18 protein-coding genes are annotated in these 17,083 nt (G+C 69.1%); 10 read left to right on the top strand and 8 right to left on the bottom strand.

Annotation, left to right across the window (positions count from 1 at the left end):
• Positions 1 to 10: 10 nt before the first annotated feature.
• Positions 11 to 1,753: a cytochrome c biogenesis protein ResB gene (gene resB / locus AC3B6C_RS12570; protein WP_488372974.1), complete on the top strand. Its 1,743-nt coding sequence runs from the start codon at positions 11 to 13 to the stop codon at positions 1,751 to 1,753.
• Between the two features lie 20 nt (positions 1,754 to 1,773).
• On the top strand, positions 1,774 to 2,793 hold the full coding sequence (gene ccsB, locus AC3B6C_RS12575) for a c-type cytochrome biogenesis protein CcsB (protein ID WP_014925560.1): 1,020 nt from the start codon (positions 1,774 to 1,776) through the stop codon (positions 2,791 to 2,793).
• 10 nt (positions 2,794 to 2,803) lie between these two features.
• On the opposite strand, the gene AC3B6C_RS12580 is transcribed toward ccsB, so the two are convergent.
• The 3 genes from AC3B6C_RS12580 to AC3B6C_RS12590 form a co-directional block, all read right to left on the bottom strand.
• Positions 2,804 to 3,280, bottom strand: coding sequence for a helix-turn-helix domain-containing protein (locus tag AC3B6C_RS12580; RefSeq protein WP_010842014.1), 477 nt, complete (start codon positions 3,278 to 3,280; stop codon positions 2,804 to 2,806).
• Positions 3,281 to 3,403: 123 nt separating this feature from the next.
• A complete protein-coding gene (locus tag AC3B6C_RS12585) occupies positions 3,404 to 3,622 on the bottom strand; it encodes a hypothetical protein (RefSeq protein WP_010842013.1) in 219 nt (72 codons plus the stop codon).
• 140 nt (positions 3,623 to 3,762) lie between these two features.
• Positions 3,763 to 3,987, bottom strand: a complete 225-nt coding sequence (locus tag AC3B6C_RS12590) for a BldC family transcriptional regulator (RefSeq protein WP_010842012.1) — start codon at positions 3,985 to 3,987, stop codon at positions 3,763 to 3,765.
• A gap of 188 nt (positions 3,988 to 4,175) precedes the next feature.
• Here AC3B6C_RS12590 and AC3B6C_RS12595 point away from each other — a divergent pair, with 188 nt between their 5' ends.
• The 6 genes from AC3B6C_RS12595 (at position 4,176) to AC3B6C_RS12620 (ending at position 10,312) form a co-directional block, all read left to right on the top strand.
• Positions 4,176 to 4,589, top strand: a complete 414-nt coding sequence (locus AC3B6C_RS12595) for a DUF4229 domain-containing protein (RefSeq protein ID WP_010842011.1) — start codon at positions 4,176 to 4,178, stop codon at positions 4,587 to 4,589.
• Entirely contained in the window at positions 4,586 to 5,749 is a 1,164-nt protein-coding gene (gene cds1, locus AC3B6C_RS12600) for an L-cysteine desulfhydrase Cds1 (protein ID WP_488372975.1), read from the top strand. Before AC3B6C_RS12595 ends, cds1 begins: the two co-directional genes overlap by 4 nt.
• Positions 5,750 to 5,794: 45 nt before the next feature.
• Complete coding sequence (locus AC3B6C_RS12605) at positions 5,795 to 6,496, top strand: ABC transporter ATP-binding protein (protein WP_488376252.1); 702 nt, start codon at positions 5,795 to 5,797, stop codon at positions 6,494 to 6,496.
• Complete coding sequence (locus AC3B6C_RS12610) at positions 6,496 to 9,063, top strand: FtsX-like permease family protein (RefSeq protein WP_488372976.1); 2,568 nt, start codon at positions 6,496 to 6,498, stop codon at positions 9,061 to 9,063. Before AC3B6C_RS12605 ends, AC3B6C_RS12610 begins: the two co-directional genes overlap by 1 nt.
• A 93-nt stretch (positions 9,064 to 9,156) precedes the next feature.
• Positions 9,157 to 9,438, top strand: a complete 282-nt coding sequence (locus AC3B6C_RS12615) for a hypothetical protein (RefSeq protein ID WP_014925567.1) — start codon at positions 9,157 to 9,159, stop codon at positions 9,436 to 9,438.
• Positions 9,431 to 10,312 carry an ATP-dependent Clp protease ATP-binding subunit gene (locus tag AC3B6C_RS12620; RefSeq protein WP_488372977.1) on the top strand — a complete coding sequence of 294 codons (882 nt, stop codon included), beginning with the start codon at positions 9,431 to 9,433 and terminating at the stop codon, positions 10,310 to 10,312. Before AC3B6C_RS12615 ends, AC3B6C_RS12620 begins: the two co-directional genes overlap by 8 nt.
• A gap of 18 nt (positions 10,313 to 10,330) precedes the next feature.
• Here the strand turns inward: AC3B6C_RS12620 and AC3B6C_RS12625 are convergent, their stop codons facing one another.
• The gene (locus AC3B6C_RS12625; RefSeq protein WP_488372978.1) at positions 10,331 to 11,200 is read right to left on the bottom strand and encodes a 1,4-dihydroxy-2-naphthoate polyprenyltransferase; all 870 of its coding nucleotides are present in this window, start codon (positions 11,198 to 11,200) and stop codon (positions 10,331 to 10,333) included.
• A 170-nt stretch (positions 11,201 to 11,370) separates the two neighbouring features.
• On the opposite strand from AC3B6C_RS12625, the gene AC3B6C_RS12630 reads away from it, so the two are divergent.
• Positions 11,371 to 12,246: a DUF559 domain-containing protein gene (locus tag AC3B6C_RS12630; protein ID WP_488372979.1), complete on the top strand. Its 876-nt coding sequence runs from the start codon at positions 11,371 to 11,373 to the stop codon at positions 12,244 to 12,246.
• An 83-nt stretch (positions 12,247 to 12,329) separates the two neighbouring features.
• Here AC3B6C_RS12630 and menE read toward each other — a convergent pair whose 3' ends face one another.
• Genes menE through AC3B6C_RS12650 form a run of 4 tightly spaced genes read right to left on the bottom strand, consistent with a single transcriptional unit; the run spans position 12,330 to position 15,464 of the window.
• A complete protein-coding gene (gene menE, locus AC3B6C_RS12635) occupies positions 12,330 to 13,490 on the bottom strand; it encodes an o-succinylbenzoate--CoA ligase (protein ID WP_488376253.1) in 1,161 nt (386 codons plus the stop codon).
• Positions 13,487 to 13,855: a DUF3349 domain-containing protein gene (locus tag AC3B6C_RS12640; RefSeq protein ID WP_488372980.1), complete on the bottom strand. Its 369-nt coding sequence runs from the start codon at positions 13,853 to 13,855 to the stop codon at positions 13,487 to 13,489. Before AC3B6C_RS12640 ends, menE begins: the two co-directional genes overlap by 4 nt.
• A gap of 29 nt (positions 13,856 to 13,884) precedes the next feature.
• The gene (locus AC3B6C_RS12645; RefSeq protein ID WP_010842001.1) at positions 13,885 to 14,166 is read right to left on the bottom strand and encodes a hypothetical protein; all 282 of its coding nucleotides are present in this window, start codon (positions 14,164 to 14,166) and stop codon (positions 13,885 to 13,887) included.
• A 2-nt stretch (positions 14,167 to 14,168) separates the two neighbouring features.
• The gene (locus tag AC3B6C_RS12650) at positions 14,169 to 15,464 is read right to left on the bottom strand and encodes an inorganic phosphate transporter (protein WP_488372981.1); all 1,296 of its coding nucleotides are present in this window, start codon (positions 15,462 to 15,464) and stop codon (positions 14,169 to 14,171) included.
• Positions 15,465 to 15,605: 141 nt separating this feature from the next.
• On the opposite strand from AC3B6C_RS12650, the gene AC3B6C_RS12655 reads away from it, so the two are divergent.
• A complete protein-coding gene (locus tag AC3B6C_RS12655) occupies positions 15,606 to 16,670 on the top strand; it encodes an LLM class F420-dependent oxidoreductase (protein ID WP_488372982.1) in 1,065 nt (354 codons plus the stop codon).
• Positions 16,671 to 17,083: the final 413 nt, after the last annotated feature.

The raw sequence follows: 17,083 nt of genomic DNA on the forward strand, positions 1-17,083 counted from the left end.
CGCTGGACCCATGACCGATCTCACCGACCGCCCGCAGGTGGACACCCCCGAGCCGGCCCGCAAGCCCCATTGGGCGCGTCGCCGGGTGCTGTGGCCGGTCCGCAACCTGTGGCGTTCGCTGACCTCGATGCGGACCGCGCTGATCCTGCTGTTCCTGCTCGCGCTCGCCGCGATCCCCGGTGCGCTGCTCCCGCAGCGCGAGCTCAACGAGCAGAAGACCCTGGAGTACATCGCCGACCGCGGTCAGCTCGGCGTCTGGATGGACCGGCTGCAACTGTTCGACGTCTTCTCCAGCGCCTGGTTCACCGCGATCTACGTGCTGCTGTTCATCTCCCTCGTCGGCTGTCTGACGCCGCGGATGGTCGAACACTTCCACAGCCTGCGCGCGAAACCCGTTGCCGCACCCCGTAACCTGTCCCGTCTGCCGCGGCACGTCACGCACACCGTCGACGGCGACCCGGAAACGGTCGCCCGCCGGATCGACGGCAGGTTGCGCGGCTGGCGTCGCGAGGTCGTCGTCCGCGAGCCGAGCGCGGCGTACCCGGACGGATGCGTCGAGGTCTCCGCGGAGAAGGGATACCTCCGCGAGTTCGGCAACTTGGTCTTCCACTTCGCCCTGCTGGCGCTCCTGGTGTCGATCGCGGTGGGCAAGATGTACGGCTACGAGGGCACCCGCAGTCTCGTCGCCGACGGCGAGCAGGGCGTGTGCAACACCTCGACCGCCATCTACGACTCATTCCGCGCCGGCAACCTGGTCGACGGCACCGACCTCTCACCGTTCTGTTTCCGCGTCGACGACTTCTCGGCGACCTTCCTGCCCAGCGGCCAGCCCGACATGTACGACGCCACCATCCGGTACGCCGCGGGCAGCGACGGCGGCGTCGGCAACCTCGGCGATCCCGCCGGCTGGGAGACCGCCTCGGTCCGGGTCAACGAACCGTTGCGCGTCGCCGGCGATCGGGTCTACGTCCTCGGCAACGGCTTCGCACCGAGGTTCACGGTGACCTTCCCCAACGGGGAGAAGCGCACGCAGACGACCCCGTTCGTGCCGGATGAGCTCCAGACGATGCTCTCGTCGGGCGCCGCGCGCTTCGACACCCCGGCCGGCCTCTACCCCGACGCCGACGACCGTCGCAAGAACCAGATCGCCCTGGAGGGCCTGTTCGCGCCGACCGCGTCGTTCCACGGCTCGCTGTTGACCTCGGCGTCGCCGGAACCCGACGACCCCTTCGTCGCCATCCGGATCTTCAAGGGCGACACCGGTCTCGACACCGGCAAAGCGCAGAACGTGTACTCGCTCGACCAGGACCTCATCGAACAGGGCCGCCTCCAGCGTCAGGCGCAGGTCAACCTCGGGGTCGGCCAGAGCCACACCCTGGCCGACGGCACGACGGTGACGTTCGACGGCTACGAGCGGTGGGTGTCGGTGCAGGTCTCGCACGACCCCGCCCAGGTCTGGGTGCTGGTCAGCGCGATCGTGATGCTCGGTGGTCTGCTGGTGTCGCTGCTGATCCGCCGCCGGCGCATCTGGGCCCGGCTGGTCCCGGTGCCGGTCGCGAGCGCGCAATCCGACGGCGATGACCGGGGCGCTGATGGTCACGAGAACGGGCAACGACGTACTGTAGTAGAGATTGCCGGCCTGGCACGCACCGATCAGGCCGGATGGGGCGAGGGCTTCGACGAGCAGGCGGCCGATCTCGTGGCCGACGACGCCGGCGCACCCGCCTCGCGGCGGACGACCCGGCGGCTCTAGCAGCCGGCGAAAGGAAGCACATGAACACCGAAGCACCGGCGATGCCGATCGACGAGACACTCGCGCGGTACTCGGACCTGCTGTACGGCACCGCCATGACGGTCTATGTCGTCGCGGTCATCCTGTTCCTGGGTGCGCTCGCGGCCGTCCGCGGCCGCCGTCTCGAGCAGAAGCAGCTGGTCAACGCCGGTGCCGGCGGGACCGAGGCGCGAGTGCCCGGTCGTGTCGACGAGTCCTCGCGTCGGACTCTCGGCGAGAAGCTCGGCAACATGGCGCTGCCGGTCGTCGTCGTCGGACTCGCCGCCCACCTCGGTTCGATCGTGCTCCGCGGGATCGCGACCGAACGCGCGCCCTGGGGCAACATGTACGAGTTCATCTCGATGACGTGCGCCGCGGGTGTGCTCGCGGGACTGATCATCCTGCGCAAGCGCGAACACCGTCCGCTGCTCTCCTTCGTGCTGCTCCCCGTCATCCTGCTGATGTTCATCGCCGGCCGCTGGCTCTACACCCAGGCCGCGCCGGTCGTCCCCGCGCTGAAGTCCTACTGGCTCGCCGTGCACGTGTCGATCATCTCGGTGTCCTCGGGCATTCTGCTGGTCTCGGGCGTCGCGAGCATCCTCTACCTGGTCAAGATGCGCTGGGCGGCGACCTCGCCCGACGGTTCCGCTGCGGCCGCGAGCCGCCCGGGCTTCGCCGGCTCGGTCCGCCGCGTCGTCGAGCACCTGCCGTCGGCCGATCAGCTCGATCGCCTGGCCTACAAGTGCGTCGTGATCGGTTTCCCGCTGTTCGGTCTCGGCGTCATCTGCGGTGCCATCTGGGCCGAGGCTGCGTGGGGCCGGTTCTGGGGCTGGGATCCCAAGGAGACGGTGTCCTTCATCGCCTGGGTGATCTATGCGGCCTACCTGCACGCACGAGCGACGGCGGGCTGGCGCAGCAATGCCGCGGCCTGGATCAACGTCGCCGGATTCGTGGCGATGCTGTTCAACCTGTTCATCATCAACCTGGTCGTCTCCGGCCTGCACTCCTACGCAGGTCTGTGAGCGGCAGGCGTCAGCTGGAAGCCTCGCTCGGGGAGTTCTCCTCGGCCTTCTTGGCGAGCGCCTGCGCCTTGACCAGCTTGAGCAGGTCGATGAGCGCGTCGATCGTGTCCGGGCACAGCGAACCCATGTCGATCCCGGACAGATGGCTGCCGGTCACCTGGAGCATCTCGACGTAATTCTGTTGCTGCCGAACGCGTTCGAGATCCTCGTCGGGGTTGGACAGGAAGTAGGTCACGCTGACGTCGAAGGCGCGGGCGATGGCCTCGACCGTACGGAACGACGGCGTCCGGGCCTTGCCGGTGCGTAGCTGGGAGATGTACGCGTCGGACAGCGAGTAGCCGAGCCGGTTGGCCTTCTCGGCGATCTTCTTGCCGGTATATCGGATGCCGTTCTCGTCACGACTGTGTTCGAAGAGATAACCGATCTTCTCGGCGAAGCTCAGGTCGTCATCGGTTGACGTCCCTCGCGGAGATCGTCCCGGGTTCAACGGCGCCTTCTCTCGGATCAGCCATCGTGGAATCGATGGTGAAGTGGACGATACCCTACCCCTGGGTATGTTCCGTAGAGACGTTCTGAACCTGGTCTCAGCTTTTCTGCCGGGCCCCACGCCTCAGATCTCGTCACCGTCGGTGCCGTTGGTACCGCGGGTGCGATTGTCCAGGTCGCGGAGGAAATCGGGGTCGTCGTCGGGACCGAGCGGGCCGCGCGGCCGGGCGCGCCGAGGGCCGGACGAGGGGGTGTCGCCGGACTCGTCGGCATGGGGTCCGAAGGCGCGCCACATGAGGAAACCGATGGCGAGAAGACCCAGAACGGCGAACAGATAGATCATGACAACCTCCCGCAGTCCAGCGTACGTGAGATGCCTGAGAGGCCAGGGTGAACGCGGGCCGGACCCGCACATCTCGGCCGATCGGATGAGTCCCGGCCGGCTGGTCGGGCCGCCGGCGACAGGGGAGGGCCCGACGCGGGTCAGTGCGTGCGACGGTTGAGCAGGGCGACGACGTCTTCCTCGCGGAAGCGCCGATGGCCCCCCGGGGTGCGGATCGAGCCGAGGATGCCCGAGCTCGCCCAGCGGGCGACCGTCTTCGGATTGACGTTGAACATCGCGGCGACCTGGCCGGGGGTCAGCGTGTGCTGGCTGGCGAGTCCAGGCGTGATGTAGGTCGCGGGCGGTGCTGTCTCGATGCTGGTCATGGTTCCCCCTGCGTGTTGGAGTGCTCGGTCGGCGCGCCGGAGGTGGCGAAGCGGCTCTGCACGTGGTGGACGAGTTCTTCATGAATACACGCAAATCGCCCAGGTACTCGAACCGTCAGCGGGAGGTAAAGAGCGTGCAAAGCCCTGCGACCTGCGGGAGCGTGAGGACCGCCCAGTAGGCTGGAGGGGTGAGTGAACCGCACGACCCCACCCCCGTCCCCGGCACACCGGCCTCCGGCGAACCCGCCCCCGGCAAGAAGGCCGCGCCCGGCGACACCGCCCGCGAGACGACCGCCGCGGACACCGCGCCGCAGGCCGGTGGACGCCCGATGACCCTGGCGGTCGCCCTGTTCGCCTACACGTTCGCGCGGCTGCTGCTCGTCGCCGCGGTGGTCGTGATCATCATGGTCGGCGGACGCCTGGTCGACGTCGAGGTGCCGTTCCTCGTCGCGGCGGTGTTCGGCGTGCTGATCGCACTCCCGCTCGGCATGGTTCTGTTCAAGACGCTGCGCCTGAAGGTCAACAGCGAGATCGCGGCCCTGGAGGCCGGTCGCCGGTCCAAGCACGACGATCTGCAGGCACGGCTCCGCGGCGAGAAGTGAAGCCGACGCGGCTCGTCGACCGTCGAGCCGACCGCGCCTGGACCCAGAACGCCATCCGCCTCATCGAGGCCGACGGCCGACGCAGTGCCGACACCCACCTGCTGCGCGTCGCACTGCCCGCGTGGTCGCGCTGGACCGAACCCGCCGGCACCGGTCCGGGCGGAGGTCCACTCGACGGGCACGGGGCTCGCGAGGTCGGTGTGGACCTCTACGTCAAGGACGAGTCGACCCACCCCACGGGGTCGCTGAAACACCGGCTGGCGCGTTCACTGTTCCTCTACGCCCTGTGCAACGGGTGGGTCGTCGAGGGCACACCGGTCATCGAGGCGTCGTCGGGGTCGACGGCGGTGAGCGAGGCCTACTTCGCCGAGCTGATCGGCGTCCCGTTCATCGCGGTGATGGCCAAGAGCACGTCTCCGGCCAAGACGGCGCTGATCGAACGCCACGGCGGGCGATGTCATTTCGTCGATCACCCCGGCGAGGTCTACGCCGAGGCGCTGCGTCTCGAGGCCGAGCTCGGCGGCCATTTCATCGACCAGTTCACGATGGCCGAACGCGCGACCGACTGGCGCGGCAACAACAACATCGCCGAGTCGATCTTCGCCCAGCTGGCCGAGGAAGACCATCCGATACCCACGTGGATCGTCGTCGGGGCCGGTACGGGTGGTACGTCGGCGACCCTGGGGCGATACGTGCGCTACCGGCGCCACGACACCTGGCTGGCGGTCGTCGACCCGGAGAACTCGGTGTTCTTGCCCGCGTACGAGTCGGCGGACGGGACGCTGACCGCCGAGACCGGCTCGCGTATCGAGGGGATCGGCCGCCCGCGGGTCGAGCCGTCGTTCATCTCACAGGTCATCGACCGCATGATCGGCGTGCCCGACGAGGCGTCCATCGCGACCGCGCGCCGCGTGAGCGATCTCCTCGGCCGCCGCGTGGGCGGGTCCACCGGCACCAACATGTGGGGGGCCTTCTCGCTCGTCGCCGAGATGGTCGCCGCGCGGACGCCCGGCAGCATCGTCACGTTGCTCTGTGACTCGGGGGATCGGTACGCGACCACCTATTTCGACGACGACTGGCTGGCCACCGGCTCGTTCGACCTCGGCCCCGCCGAGACGGTGCTCGACGAGTTCCTCGCCACCGGTCGCTGGACCGCCTGAGACCCGGGCCGGACACCGCGGGTGGGTTACGATCCGGGAGTGTCGATGGAACCCGGGCGGACGCCCGGCACCGGAAGTGCCCTGGTGGAGGCGGTCGATCTGGTGCGCGAGTACCAGATGGGCGATGAACGGGTCCGCGCCCTGGATGGTCTGAACCTCTCGATCGACGGCGGGCAGTTCGTGTCGGTGGTCGGTCCGTCGGGAGCAGGCAAGAGCACCCTGCTGCACGTGCTCGGGGCTCTCGACACCCCGACGTCCGGGCGGATCAGCATCGACGGGGTCGATCTCGGCGCGCTCGACGACACCGCCGCCTCCGAATTCCGGCGCAACCGCGTCGGATTCATCTTCCAGTTCTTCAATCTCGTCCCGACGATGTCGGCGTGGGAGAACGTCGCACTACCGCGCCTCCTGGACAACCAGTCCCTACGCAAGGCGAAACCCCGTGCGGTGGAACTGCTTCGGCGGGTCGGACTCAGCGACCGAGTCGATCATCGGCCGTCGGAGCTGTCCGGCGGCCAGATGCAGCGCGTCGCGATCGCCCGCTCGCTCATCATGGACCCGACGATCCTGCTCGCCGACGAACCCACCGGGAATCTTGACTCCAAGACGGGTGAGTCGGTACTCGAACTGCTCTCGGAGGTCGCCCACGACACGCCCGACCGACTGGTGGTGATGGTGACCCACGATCCGAAGGCCGCCGCGGTCGCCGACACCACCATCACGGTCCGCGACGGGAAGATCGCCTAGTGCCGAGCCGGGGTACTCGACCCTCCGCCCTGCTCGCCGGTCTCACGCGCATCCGGTTGCTGAACCTGCGCGAGATCCGCACCCACCGGTTGCGGCTGCTCACGTCGCTGGCGGTGGTGGTCGTGTCGTCGGCGTTGCTGATCGCGGTACTCGGGACCTACGGGTCGGCGTCGGAATCGGTGCGCGAGTTCAACAACGCGGTGTCGGGTGTCGCCGACATCGAGGTCGCGGGCATCACCGACACCGGGGTCGACGAGTCCCTGGCCGGCGAGATCCGTCGCGACGTCGACGCGGCGGCGGCCGTCGTGCCGATGATCCGCGGGTCGGTCGTCGTCGACGGTTCGGCCGTGCCGCTGCTCGGCTCCGACCAGCGCGTCACCCAGCTGTCGGGCAGTCTGCGAGCCGCCGTGCAGCAGGAGCAGGCGGGTGGTCCGCAGTCGGCGACCGTCGAGCTCGATCGCCTGCGCACCGGCGTGTTCGTCGGTCCGGGTCTCGGGCTCGAGCGCGGAGACCGCCTGTCGGTCAACGGGATCGACGTAGAGGTCCTCGAAGTCCTCGGCAACGCGCAGGCCGCGGGCCTCAACAACGGCCGCTTCGTCTTCGCCTATGTCGACCTCGCGCAACGGCTCGTCGGACTCGAGGGCCGCCTCGACTCGATCCTCGTCGTGACCGAACCGGGCGCCGACGTGTCCGCGGTTCGCGCGCAGGTGAAGGGCATCGTGGACGGCCGCGCGGTGGTGGTCGACCCGGACTTCCGCGCCAAACAGGCCGAGGTAGCCAGTTCGGTGACCCGCGACGCGACCCTGCTGGTGTCGCTGGTGTCGCTGGTGATCGCCGCCTTCCTGGTGTTCAACACGATGAACATGGCGGTTGCCTCGCGGCGCAGGTCGCTCGCGATGATCCGTGCGTTGGGCGCCAAGCGGTCCCACCTCGTCGGTGACATGCTCGGCGAGGCCGCGTTGATGGGTCTGGTCGGCGGCGCGCTCGGCATCCCGCTCGGGATCCTGGCCGGGCGGGCCGTGATCGGCAGCCTGCCCGAACCACCGGCCGACTCGGTCGGCACCGTCATCAACTACCACCTGCCTGCCTATGCGCCCGCGGCCGCGGTGATCGCCTGCGTGGTGGCGTGTGTCGCGGCGACGACGCTGGCCGCGCGGGCGGTGTTCGCGGTCTCGCCGGTGGAGGCGATGGCTCCCGTGGAGGTGTCGGACTCCGCGTCCCGCCGCGGTCCCGCGGTGGTGGTCGCCGCCGTACTCGGCGTCGCCGGCCTCATCGCGTCGTGGGTCATCGTGTCGACGGTGCCGGGCCGGCCGGCCATCCTCGCCGGTGTCTTCTATCTGGTCGGCGCGCTGCTCCTGTGTTTCGCGCTGTCGAAGCCGTTGGCCTGGGCGGTGGTTCGGGTGGCGCGCTGGTTCGGCGGTCCCGGGCAGCTCGCGTCGGTGAACACCGAGCGAGCCCCGCGGCGCGCGTGGGCGACGTTGATGACGGTCGCGGTGGCCATCGCGGTCGGGATGGGGACATCGGGCGCGCTGGACAATCTGGTCTCCTCGATGTCGAAATCCCTCGACGGGCTGGGTGATCCGGACTTCTACGTGTCGTCGACGTCGGCCGCGACCCTGCCCCTGGGGCCGATCCTGCCGGCGTCGGTGGCCGAGCGCGTCACCGCGGTTCCCGGCGTCACCGAGGTGGTCGGTGGCCAGTGGGCCGCGGTGAACATCGGCGAGAGCAAGGCGAATGTGCAAGGGCTCGAGCCGGGTTCGCGGGCTCCGTTCATGCGCAAGGCCTCGCCGGAGGCGGTGGCGAGCGTGCTCGCCGGGGACGGCATCCTGATGTCGAATGTCCTCGCGCGGGCGCTGGACGTGGACACCGGCAGCACGGTGGAACTCGCGACTCCCAACGGCCCACGGCAGACGGTGGTGCGTGACACGGTCGACTACGTCTCCCTCGACTCCGGGGTGGCGGCCATGTCGCAGGAGTTGCTGGCCGACTGGTTCGATCGCGACGGTGACACCTACCTGCAGGTGATCACCTCGCCCGACGCCGACCCGGTTCAGGTCCGCCGGGACCTCGATGCGCTGGTCCAGAACGTCCCGACGACGGGCAACAAACCGATCAGCGTCTACAGCGGCGCGGAGGCCCTCGCCGCGACCCAGGCCACCGTCGAGCAGGCCGGCGCGTTCGCGGTCGCCATCCAGTGGATCGTCGCCGGTGCGGCCGCGATCGCACTCCTCAACACGCTGCTGCTGTCGGTTCTGGAACGCCGGCGCGAGCTCGGCGTCCTGCGGGCCATGGGCGCCTCGCGCAGGTTCGTCTCCCGCACGGTGCTCGCCGAGGCGGGTGCGGTCGCCCTGGTCGGGTCGGTGGTCGGCGTCGTCCTCGGTGCTGCGATGCATCTGCTCAGCAACCAGATCCTGACCATCACGACGTCGCTGACCGTGCTCTACTCGCCGCGGCCGTCGGCCCTGCTCTTCGTGACCATCGCGGTCGCGTTGTGCCTGGTCGGCGCGTTCATACCCGCGGTCCGTGCCGGCCGGATGAACATCAGCGAGTCGATCCAGAACGAGTAGTACGGTCTGTGGACCCGCGACCGGGCGAGATGTCGCATACCCCGCTCGTCAACAATTCTTGACAAGGCCGTGGTGTCAACATAACCTGACATCATGCACGACGACCACAGCACCGACACCGCACCCGACGCATCGAGCGCCGAGCTGGCCGGGGACGCCGCGAGCGGCGACCCGGCGAGGGGCCTGGCCGCGGTACGCGCACTGCGCACCCTGGCCGACCGACTCGAGGACGTGCAGGTGGCCAACGCCCGTGCCAACGGGTGGAGCTGGCAGGCGATCGCAGAAGTACTGCAGATCAGCCGACAGGCCGTGCATCAGAAGCACTCACAACGTGAGGCCCGTGCGAGCGGGCCAGAAGGAGATTCAGATGTTTGAGCGAATCAGTCGCGATGACAAGATGCTGCTGGCTTTCGCCACGCAGGAGGCCGGCGACCTGGGTCACCGGCAACTCGGTAACGACCACCTGATCCTGGGCATGCTCTGCAATGCCCGCAGCCCGCTGTTCGCGCTGCTCGCCGACCATGGCCTGACGCTGTCGTCGGCCCGGGAGGCGGTACGTCAGTACCACGACGAGCACGCGGATCGGTCCGACACCGCGGAGACCGCCGACGACGAGTCGTTCCGCGAACGCTACGAGGAGGACCGAGATGCACTGCGCACGATCGGGATCGACCTCGACAAGGTCCGCGAGGCGGTGCGCGGGCGGTTCGGTGAGGACGTGTCCGACGGGTGGGGCGAGCGCGCCGAGCGCGGACCCCGAGGTCGTGGTCGCGGGAGACGCGGGGATGGACGCCGCGGGGAAGGACGAGGGGACCATGGTCACCGTCACGGCCGTGGTCGCGGCCCCCGGCCCGACTGCGGTCCCGAGGGCTTCGGCCCGGGTCCCTTCGGTCCGGGCGCCTTCGGACCGGGCGCCTTCGGACCGGGTCCCTGGGGCCAGGGTTTCGGCCCCGGTCCGGGCGGACCGTTCGCCGGGGAGGGGCCGTGGGAGCCGGGGCGCGGCCGGCGCGGACCGCGAGGCCGGGGTTCCCGGCCGCGCTTCGCGAGCGACACCCGGGACGCCTTCGGCCGGGCCATGGAGATCGCGCGGGAACGGGGCGACCGACGGCTGCGCGCCGAGTACCTGCTGCTCGGGATCATCGACACCGCCGACGACGCATCGCGGGCACTGATCGAATCCGCCACCACCGCAGCGGAACTCCGCACGGCCGTGGTGGCGATCCTGCCCGACGTCGAGGCCCAGGTCTGATCCCGGGAGCGGCCGGCCTCAGGTCAGTGCGAGTGTGACCGCCGTGACGACCGCCCACGCGAGCATCGCCTTGCCGGTGGTACCGATCGACGGGATCAGACCGGGGCCGGCCGCACCCGTCCTCACCGGCGTGTAGGCCTGCCACAGCAGCGGGAACGTCACCAGCCCGACCAGCGCCCATGGGGTCGCGAAGGCCAGCACCACGCTCATCGCGAGCGGGGTCAGGAGCAGCACCGCGAAGAGGATTCGGGTCCGGGCGTCGCCGAGGCGCACGGCGAGCGTGATCTTGCCGGACTCGGTGTCGCTGGGGATGTCTCGCAGGTTGTTGACCACCAGCACGCTGCTCGAGATCGCGCCGACGCCGACCGCGCAGGCCAGCCCGACCCAGTCGATGCGGCCCGAGGAGACGTACTGGGTGCCCAGGACGGCGACGAGTCCGAAGAAGGTGAACACCGCGACCTCGCCCCAACCGGCGTACCCGTAGGGGCGCTTGCCGCCGGTGTAGAACCAGGCGCCGGCGATGCAGATCGCCCCGACCAGCACGAGCCACCACGCGGTCGCGATCGCGAGTACGAGCCCGCAGACCGCGCCGATCCCGAAGCACAGGAACGCGGCGGTCTTCACGGCCTTCGGCGAGGCGGCACCCGATCCGACCAGGCGCATCGGGCCGACGCGGTCGTCGTCGGTTCCGCGCACACCGTCGGAGTAGTCGTTGGCGAAGTTCACGCCGATGATGAACGCGACGGCCACCGCGAGCGCGAGTACCGACTTCCACCACGTCACGTCGCCGGCGTGCAGGGCCGCGCCGACGCCGGCCACGACCGGCGCGATGGCGTTGGGGAGCGTGCGCGGACGAGCGCCCTGAATCCACTGCGAAGGGGTAGCCACGGAGTTCATCGTGTCACGGGGTCGCGCCGGTGCGGCGGCGGCCCGGCAGGTGTCGCTCAACGTTGCTCCTCGCGCTACGGGACGCGACACCTGCCTCAGATGCCGCGGAGGGTTGCGCGACGCGTGGAAGCGGGTGGAACCCGCGTGAGGCTTGGTGCGTCTGACTTTTCATGCATCTCCCCCCTGGACTCCGCGCGCTCGCTCGTGACCACGACGGCCTGATCACCGCGGCCCAGGCCCGTGAACACGACCTCGACCGGTGGGCAGTCCGCCGCCGGGTGGCGGCAGGTGACTGGATTCGTGTGGGACCACGCCTGTACCGGCTCGCCGATCATCCGGCGACCGAACGAACCCGGGCTCGGATCGCCACCTTGTCGGTAGGTCCCCGAGCGGTGCTGTCGGGCCTGGCGGCCGCGTGGTGGCTGGGCGTCGTCGACGAGCTACCCGTGGTCATGACCGTGACCGCACCTCGAAGCCGGCACGGCGGGGCGGTCATGGGCGTGCGGATCGTTCACCGCACCCTCGCCGACGCGGACCTTCTGGTACGCAGCGACCTTCGGGTGACGGGAATCGCGTTGTCGGTGCTGGAAGGTGCGGTCGAAAGCGGCGTCGAAGTCATCGACGCCGCACTGCAGAAGCACCTCATCACCATCGAACGTCTCGGTGAGGCCTACCAGCGTCGGCGCGGGTGCCTCGGCGCCGTCGAGATGGGGCAGATGATTACGTTGCTGGAAACCGGTGCACGGTCGGCTGCGGAGCGTCTCGCGGTACAGGTCATGCGCGACGCGGGTCTCACTGGCTGGGCGGCCAACCATCCGAGCTGTGGGTACGTGATCGACTTCGCCTTTCTCGACCGGATGGTGGCGGTGGAGATCGACGGATTTGCCTTTCACCGCGACGCGCAGACGTTTCAGCGTGACCGCGCCCGGCGCAATGCGCTCATCGCGGCCGGCTGGACGGTGCTGAACTACACCTGGGGTGACCTCCGTGGCCGAGCCCACTACGTCGCGACGACGATCAGCCAGGCGCTCGCGACCGCTGCCTGAATGCAGCTGTCGTGCAACGGTGCGCCCAGCGCCACGAATGGCGACACCTGCCTCAGATGTCGCCGATCGGGGCGGACTTGAATTCAGGAACCGAATAGCGTCCGCAACGCGCGGCGGTCGTACTTGCCGGGGCCGCGCAGGGGGAGTGCGTCGAGTTCGACGATCCGCCGGGGTGCCGCGTAGCGGTCGAGCCGGTCGATGACCGATCCGCGAATGCGGTTGGCGTCGAGGCGTTCTCCGGGACGGACCACGACGAACGCGGTCACCGCCTCGCCGAGCCGGTCGTCGGGGAGCCCGACGACGACGCATTCGGCGACCGCCGCGTCGTCGGCGATCACGGCCTCGACGACCTGCGGTACCACGGTCAGCCCGCCGGTCGAGATGGCCTCGTCGGCGCGGCCGACGATGCTGAGCAGCCCGGCGTCGTCGACGACCCCGAGGTCGTCGGTTCGAAACCAGCCCGGCTCGGCGAACGCCGGATGGTCGGGCAGATTGCGATATCCGGAGGCGACGACCGGGCCGCCGAGCAGGACGCGGCCCACGCCGTCGGGGGCGGGGTCGGCGATGCGGACCACGACACCGTCGAGAGGCCGCCCGTCGTAGACGCAACCACCGGCCGTCTCGCTCATCCCGTACGTCGCGACAACCGGGAGGCCCTCGGCGACTGCTCTGTCCCACAACGGCTTCGGAGTCGCCGCCCCCCCGACGAGGATCGCGTCGAGTGCACGCGAGGCGGCCGTCGCGCGGGGATGGTCGAGGATCTTGACGAGCTGGGTGGGAACCAGCGAGGTGTACCGCCGCGGACCGTCGAGCTCGCTTACGGCACGGGCGTACACGTCGGGATCGAAACCGGTACGTATGTCCAGGATGGTCGGGGTCTGGCCGGCGGTCAGCGCGCGGAGGATGACCTGCAGGCCGGCGATGTGATGGGGCGCGAGCGCCAGCAACCAGTTGCCGTGTCCCCCCAGGCGATCGGCGGTGGCCTGCGACGACGCGGCGAGGGTCGCGGGGGAGTGCTGCGCACCCTTCGGGGTGCCCGTCGACCCCGACGTCGAGACGACCAGGGACACCCGGTCGTCGATCGGAGCCCCTGCGTCCAGCGCGGAACCGAGTTCGGCCGCGGCGCGGGCGTCGTCGGGCACGGGCAGCACGGCCGTCGAGCCGTCGAGGACGGCACGCAGGTCGTCGACCCGGTCGAGGACCGCCGGCGTGGCGGGCAGCAGAAGCGGGCGCAGTGTTCTCAGGACGGATCCCCGTCGGTCGGATCGTTCCTGTCGGGATCGGCGCTGTCTGCATCGTCCCCGTCGGGGTCGTCGCTGAACGGCCATCCGCGGGAGATGAGGTGTGCACGCACCCGCGAGATGTCGTCCTCGTGGGGCAGGTCACGGGTGTAGTGGGTGATCTTCACGGCGGTGTCGATCCGGGAGATCGGCTCGGGTGGCGGCGGCGACTCGCGGACGAGCTCGGCCGACACCTGGGTCACCTCGTCGTCGGTCAGTTGTCGTCGCAGCAGCGCGACGAGCGGGATGTAGTCGTTGTGCGGGACGCCGTCGGGGTATCCGGCGCGCAACCACTCCACGACCTTCTGCAGAAGCGTCGGGCGGTCCACGGCGTGTCTCCGATCAGAAGCGGGGACGATCACTTGTAGCCGAACGGGAAGAGCTTGATTCCGGTGTAGTAGTAGATCGTCTGCCGGGTGATCCAGAGGATCCCGACGACGATCACCAGGATGACGATGGCGAAGATCACATACGCCAGGGGCTTCAGCGCAGGATGCGGGCCGGAGGTGGTCCCGTCGGCGTCGACGGCACCGTTGGCGAGGGACTGCACCCGCAGTCCGATGGCGAACAGAGCGGGTAGGCCTGCCCCGAACGCCAGTCCGACGACGAGTACTTTGCCGATGGCCTCGAAGGTGTCCACTCTCAGGAGCTCCTCTCCGGGTCGTGCTGGACGATGATCTCGGCCGGGATGACCGGGGGTAGCGGGAGGCTGGTGTCGTTCTCCTCGGTCGCGACCGCCTCCTCCCATTCCTCGCCGACGCGGGCGTCGCCCTCCCAGGCGTCGTTGACGTTCTCGTGGTCGACCTTGTTCTCCTGCGCGCGCCAGTACATGTAGCCCGACGCCGCGACCAGCACCGCGAAGATGATGAGCGCGCCGGTGACGTCGCCGAACAGGTGCGCGATGAAGTAACAGGCGGCGCCGACCGCGCCGGCGGCCGGCAGGGTGGTCACCCAGGCGACGGCCATCCGGCCGGCGACCGACCAGCGGACCTGGGCGCCCTTGCGGCCCACCCCCGAGCCCAGGATCGAGCCCGTGGCCACCTGCGTGGTCGACAGCGCCATACCCGCCGCGCTCGAGGTGAGGATGATGGCGGCCGACGAGGCCTCGGCGGCCATGCCCTGCGGCGAGGTGATCTCCACGAGACCTTTGCCCAGGGTGCGGATGATCCGCCAGCCTCCGAGATACGTGCCGATCGCGATGGCGGCCGCGCAGCTGAGGACCACCCAGAACGGGAGGCCGTGGCTCACGCTGGACGCCTCGAGGTGCCCGGTCGCGATCAGCGCCATGGCGATGACGCCCATCGTCTTCTGGGCGTCACCGGTGCCGTGGGCCAGCGAGACGAGCGATGCGGTGGCGACCTGTCCGTAGCGGAAGCCGGACTCCTTCTCCCGGTCGGCGATCCGGCGGGTGATCGCGAAGACCAGCCAGGTGCCGCAGCCCGCGACGAGACATGCGATGACGGGCGCGAAGAGCGCGGGGATCAGGATCTTGGAGGTGATCCCGGACCAGTTGATGCCGCTGACCCCGATCGCGGCCAGCCCCGAACCGATCAGTCCGCCGAACAGGGCGTGGGACGAACTCGAGGGCAGGCCGAACAGCCAGGTGAAGAGATTCCACAGAATGCCGCCGATGAGCCCGGCGAAGATGATCAGCAGTGCCGTCGTCGCCGACAGGCCTTCCACCAGCTCGCCGGCGTCGGGGCCGGATGTCTGCTGGATATTCAGCACGTCCTTGGTGATGGTCGCGGCGACCTCCACGGACAGGAAGGCGCCGACCAGGTTGAGTACCGCCGACAGCCCGACGGCGACCTTCGGCTTGAGGGCGCCGGTGGCGATCGACGTCGCCATGGCGTTGCCGGTGTCGTGGAAGCCGTTGGTGAAATCGAAGCCGAGGGCTGTGATCACCAACAGCACCAGGATCAGCATCTCGCCGCTCATGGTGATGATTGTGGGACCTACCGCCCCTATTCTCCTAAAATCCCGGCACAGTTCCGCCGAACGGGACCCGTGCGGGGCCCACCTATCGGACGTTCAACAGACTCTCGGAAACCGGGCGTCCCTGTGGAAGAATCCGACGGCATGACATCGATGAAGCTGGGCATGCCGATCAACTACGCGGGGGACTTCCGCGAGACCATCAACAACCTCGCGGACTTCGAAGCGGCGGGCGTGCAACGCATCGCGGTCCCGGAGGCCTACAGCTTCGACGCCGTCTCCCAGCTCGGCTACATCGCGGCCAAGACCGAGACGATGGAACTGCAGACCGCGATCCTCCCCATGTACTCGCGCACACCCACCAACCTGGCGATGACCGCGGCCGGCCTCGACTACATCAGCGGTGGCCGTGCGGTGCTCGGCATCGGTGCGTCGGGTCCGCAGGTGATCGAGGGATTCCACGGGGTCAAGTACGACTACCCGCTGGGTCGCGCCCGCGAGCACGCCGAGATCTGCCGGATGGTCTGGCGCCGCGAGAAGCTGAACTACCGGGGCAAGCACTACACGCTGCCGCTCGACGAGGAGCACGGCGGTTCGGGGCTGGGCAAGCCGCTGAAGATCATCAACCACCCGGTGCGTGACAACATCCCCCTGCTCCTCGCCGCCATCGGCCCCAAGAACATCGAACTCGCCGCCGAGATGTTCGACGAGCTGCAGCCGATCCTGTTCCACCCGGAGCAGATCGACGCGGCCTTCGGTGAGTCGCTCGCGGCGGGCAAGGCCAAGCGGGATGCGTCGCTGGGCGATCTGGGCATCGTCGTGCAGGCCACCGCGCGCATCTCCGACGACGCCGAGCAGATCGACAACGCCAAGCAGCTTGTGCGTCATCATGCCGCCCTGTACATCGGCGGGATGGGCGCGCGCGGCAAGAACTTCTACAACCAGCTCGCCGTCCGTTACGGCTACGTCGACGAGGCGAAGCTGATCCAGGACCTCTATCTGGACGGCAAGAAGGCGGAGGCCGCGGCCGCGGTTCCCGAGGACCTCGTCACGTCGATGTCGCTGATCGGTTCCAAGGCCCAGGTGGCCGAGCGGGTCGCGGCGTTCCGCGAAGCCGGCGTCACGTGCATCCTCGCCTCGCCCACCGCGCCGACCCACGCCGAGCGTGTCGCCGAGGTCGAGCAGCTGCGCGACGTCTTCGGGGGCTGATCTCGTTCCTCGTGCAGTTGATCCGAATGCGGCGGCCTGTTGTCACAGGTCGTCGTATTCGTTTCTCCGGCCATTCGCTGTTCGGGTGCAATTCCGCGACATTTCACCACACTTCGACGATGGTCCGTGAACGTGAATTCACCGGGGACGGTTAATGCGTTATCGACAGATCCACCCAGCTCGCAGGAAATGCTATTCCCGCTGTGCCGAATAAGGCCCGCAACGGTGCTCGCCCCCGAGTTGTGAGCCGACTACCCGTCCCATAGGCTCTTGTCATCCGCTCGGCGCGCGTCGGTTTCGGTCGACGCGGCTGATGTGATGACGGTGTCGGGAAATGACCGTTCGTCCCGGTGAGGCGTCGATGTGAGAATTCACGACGCGACCGGCGGGCGGCGTGACAAGAGGGCGGCACA

This window comes from Gordonia sp. 11cp (assembly GCF_057767225.1).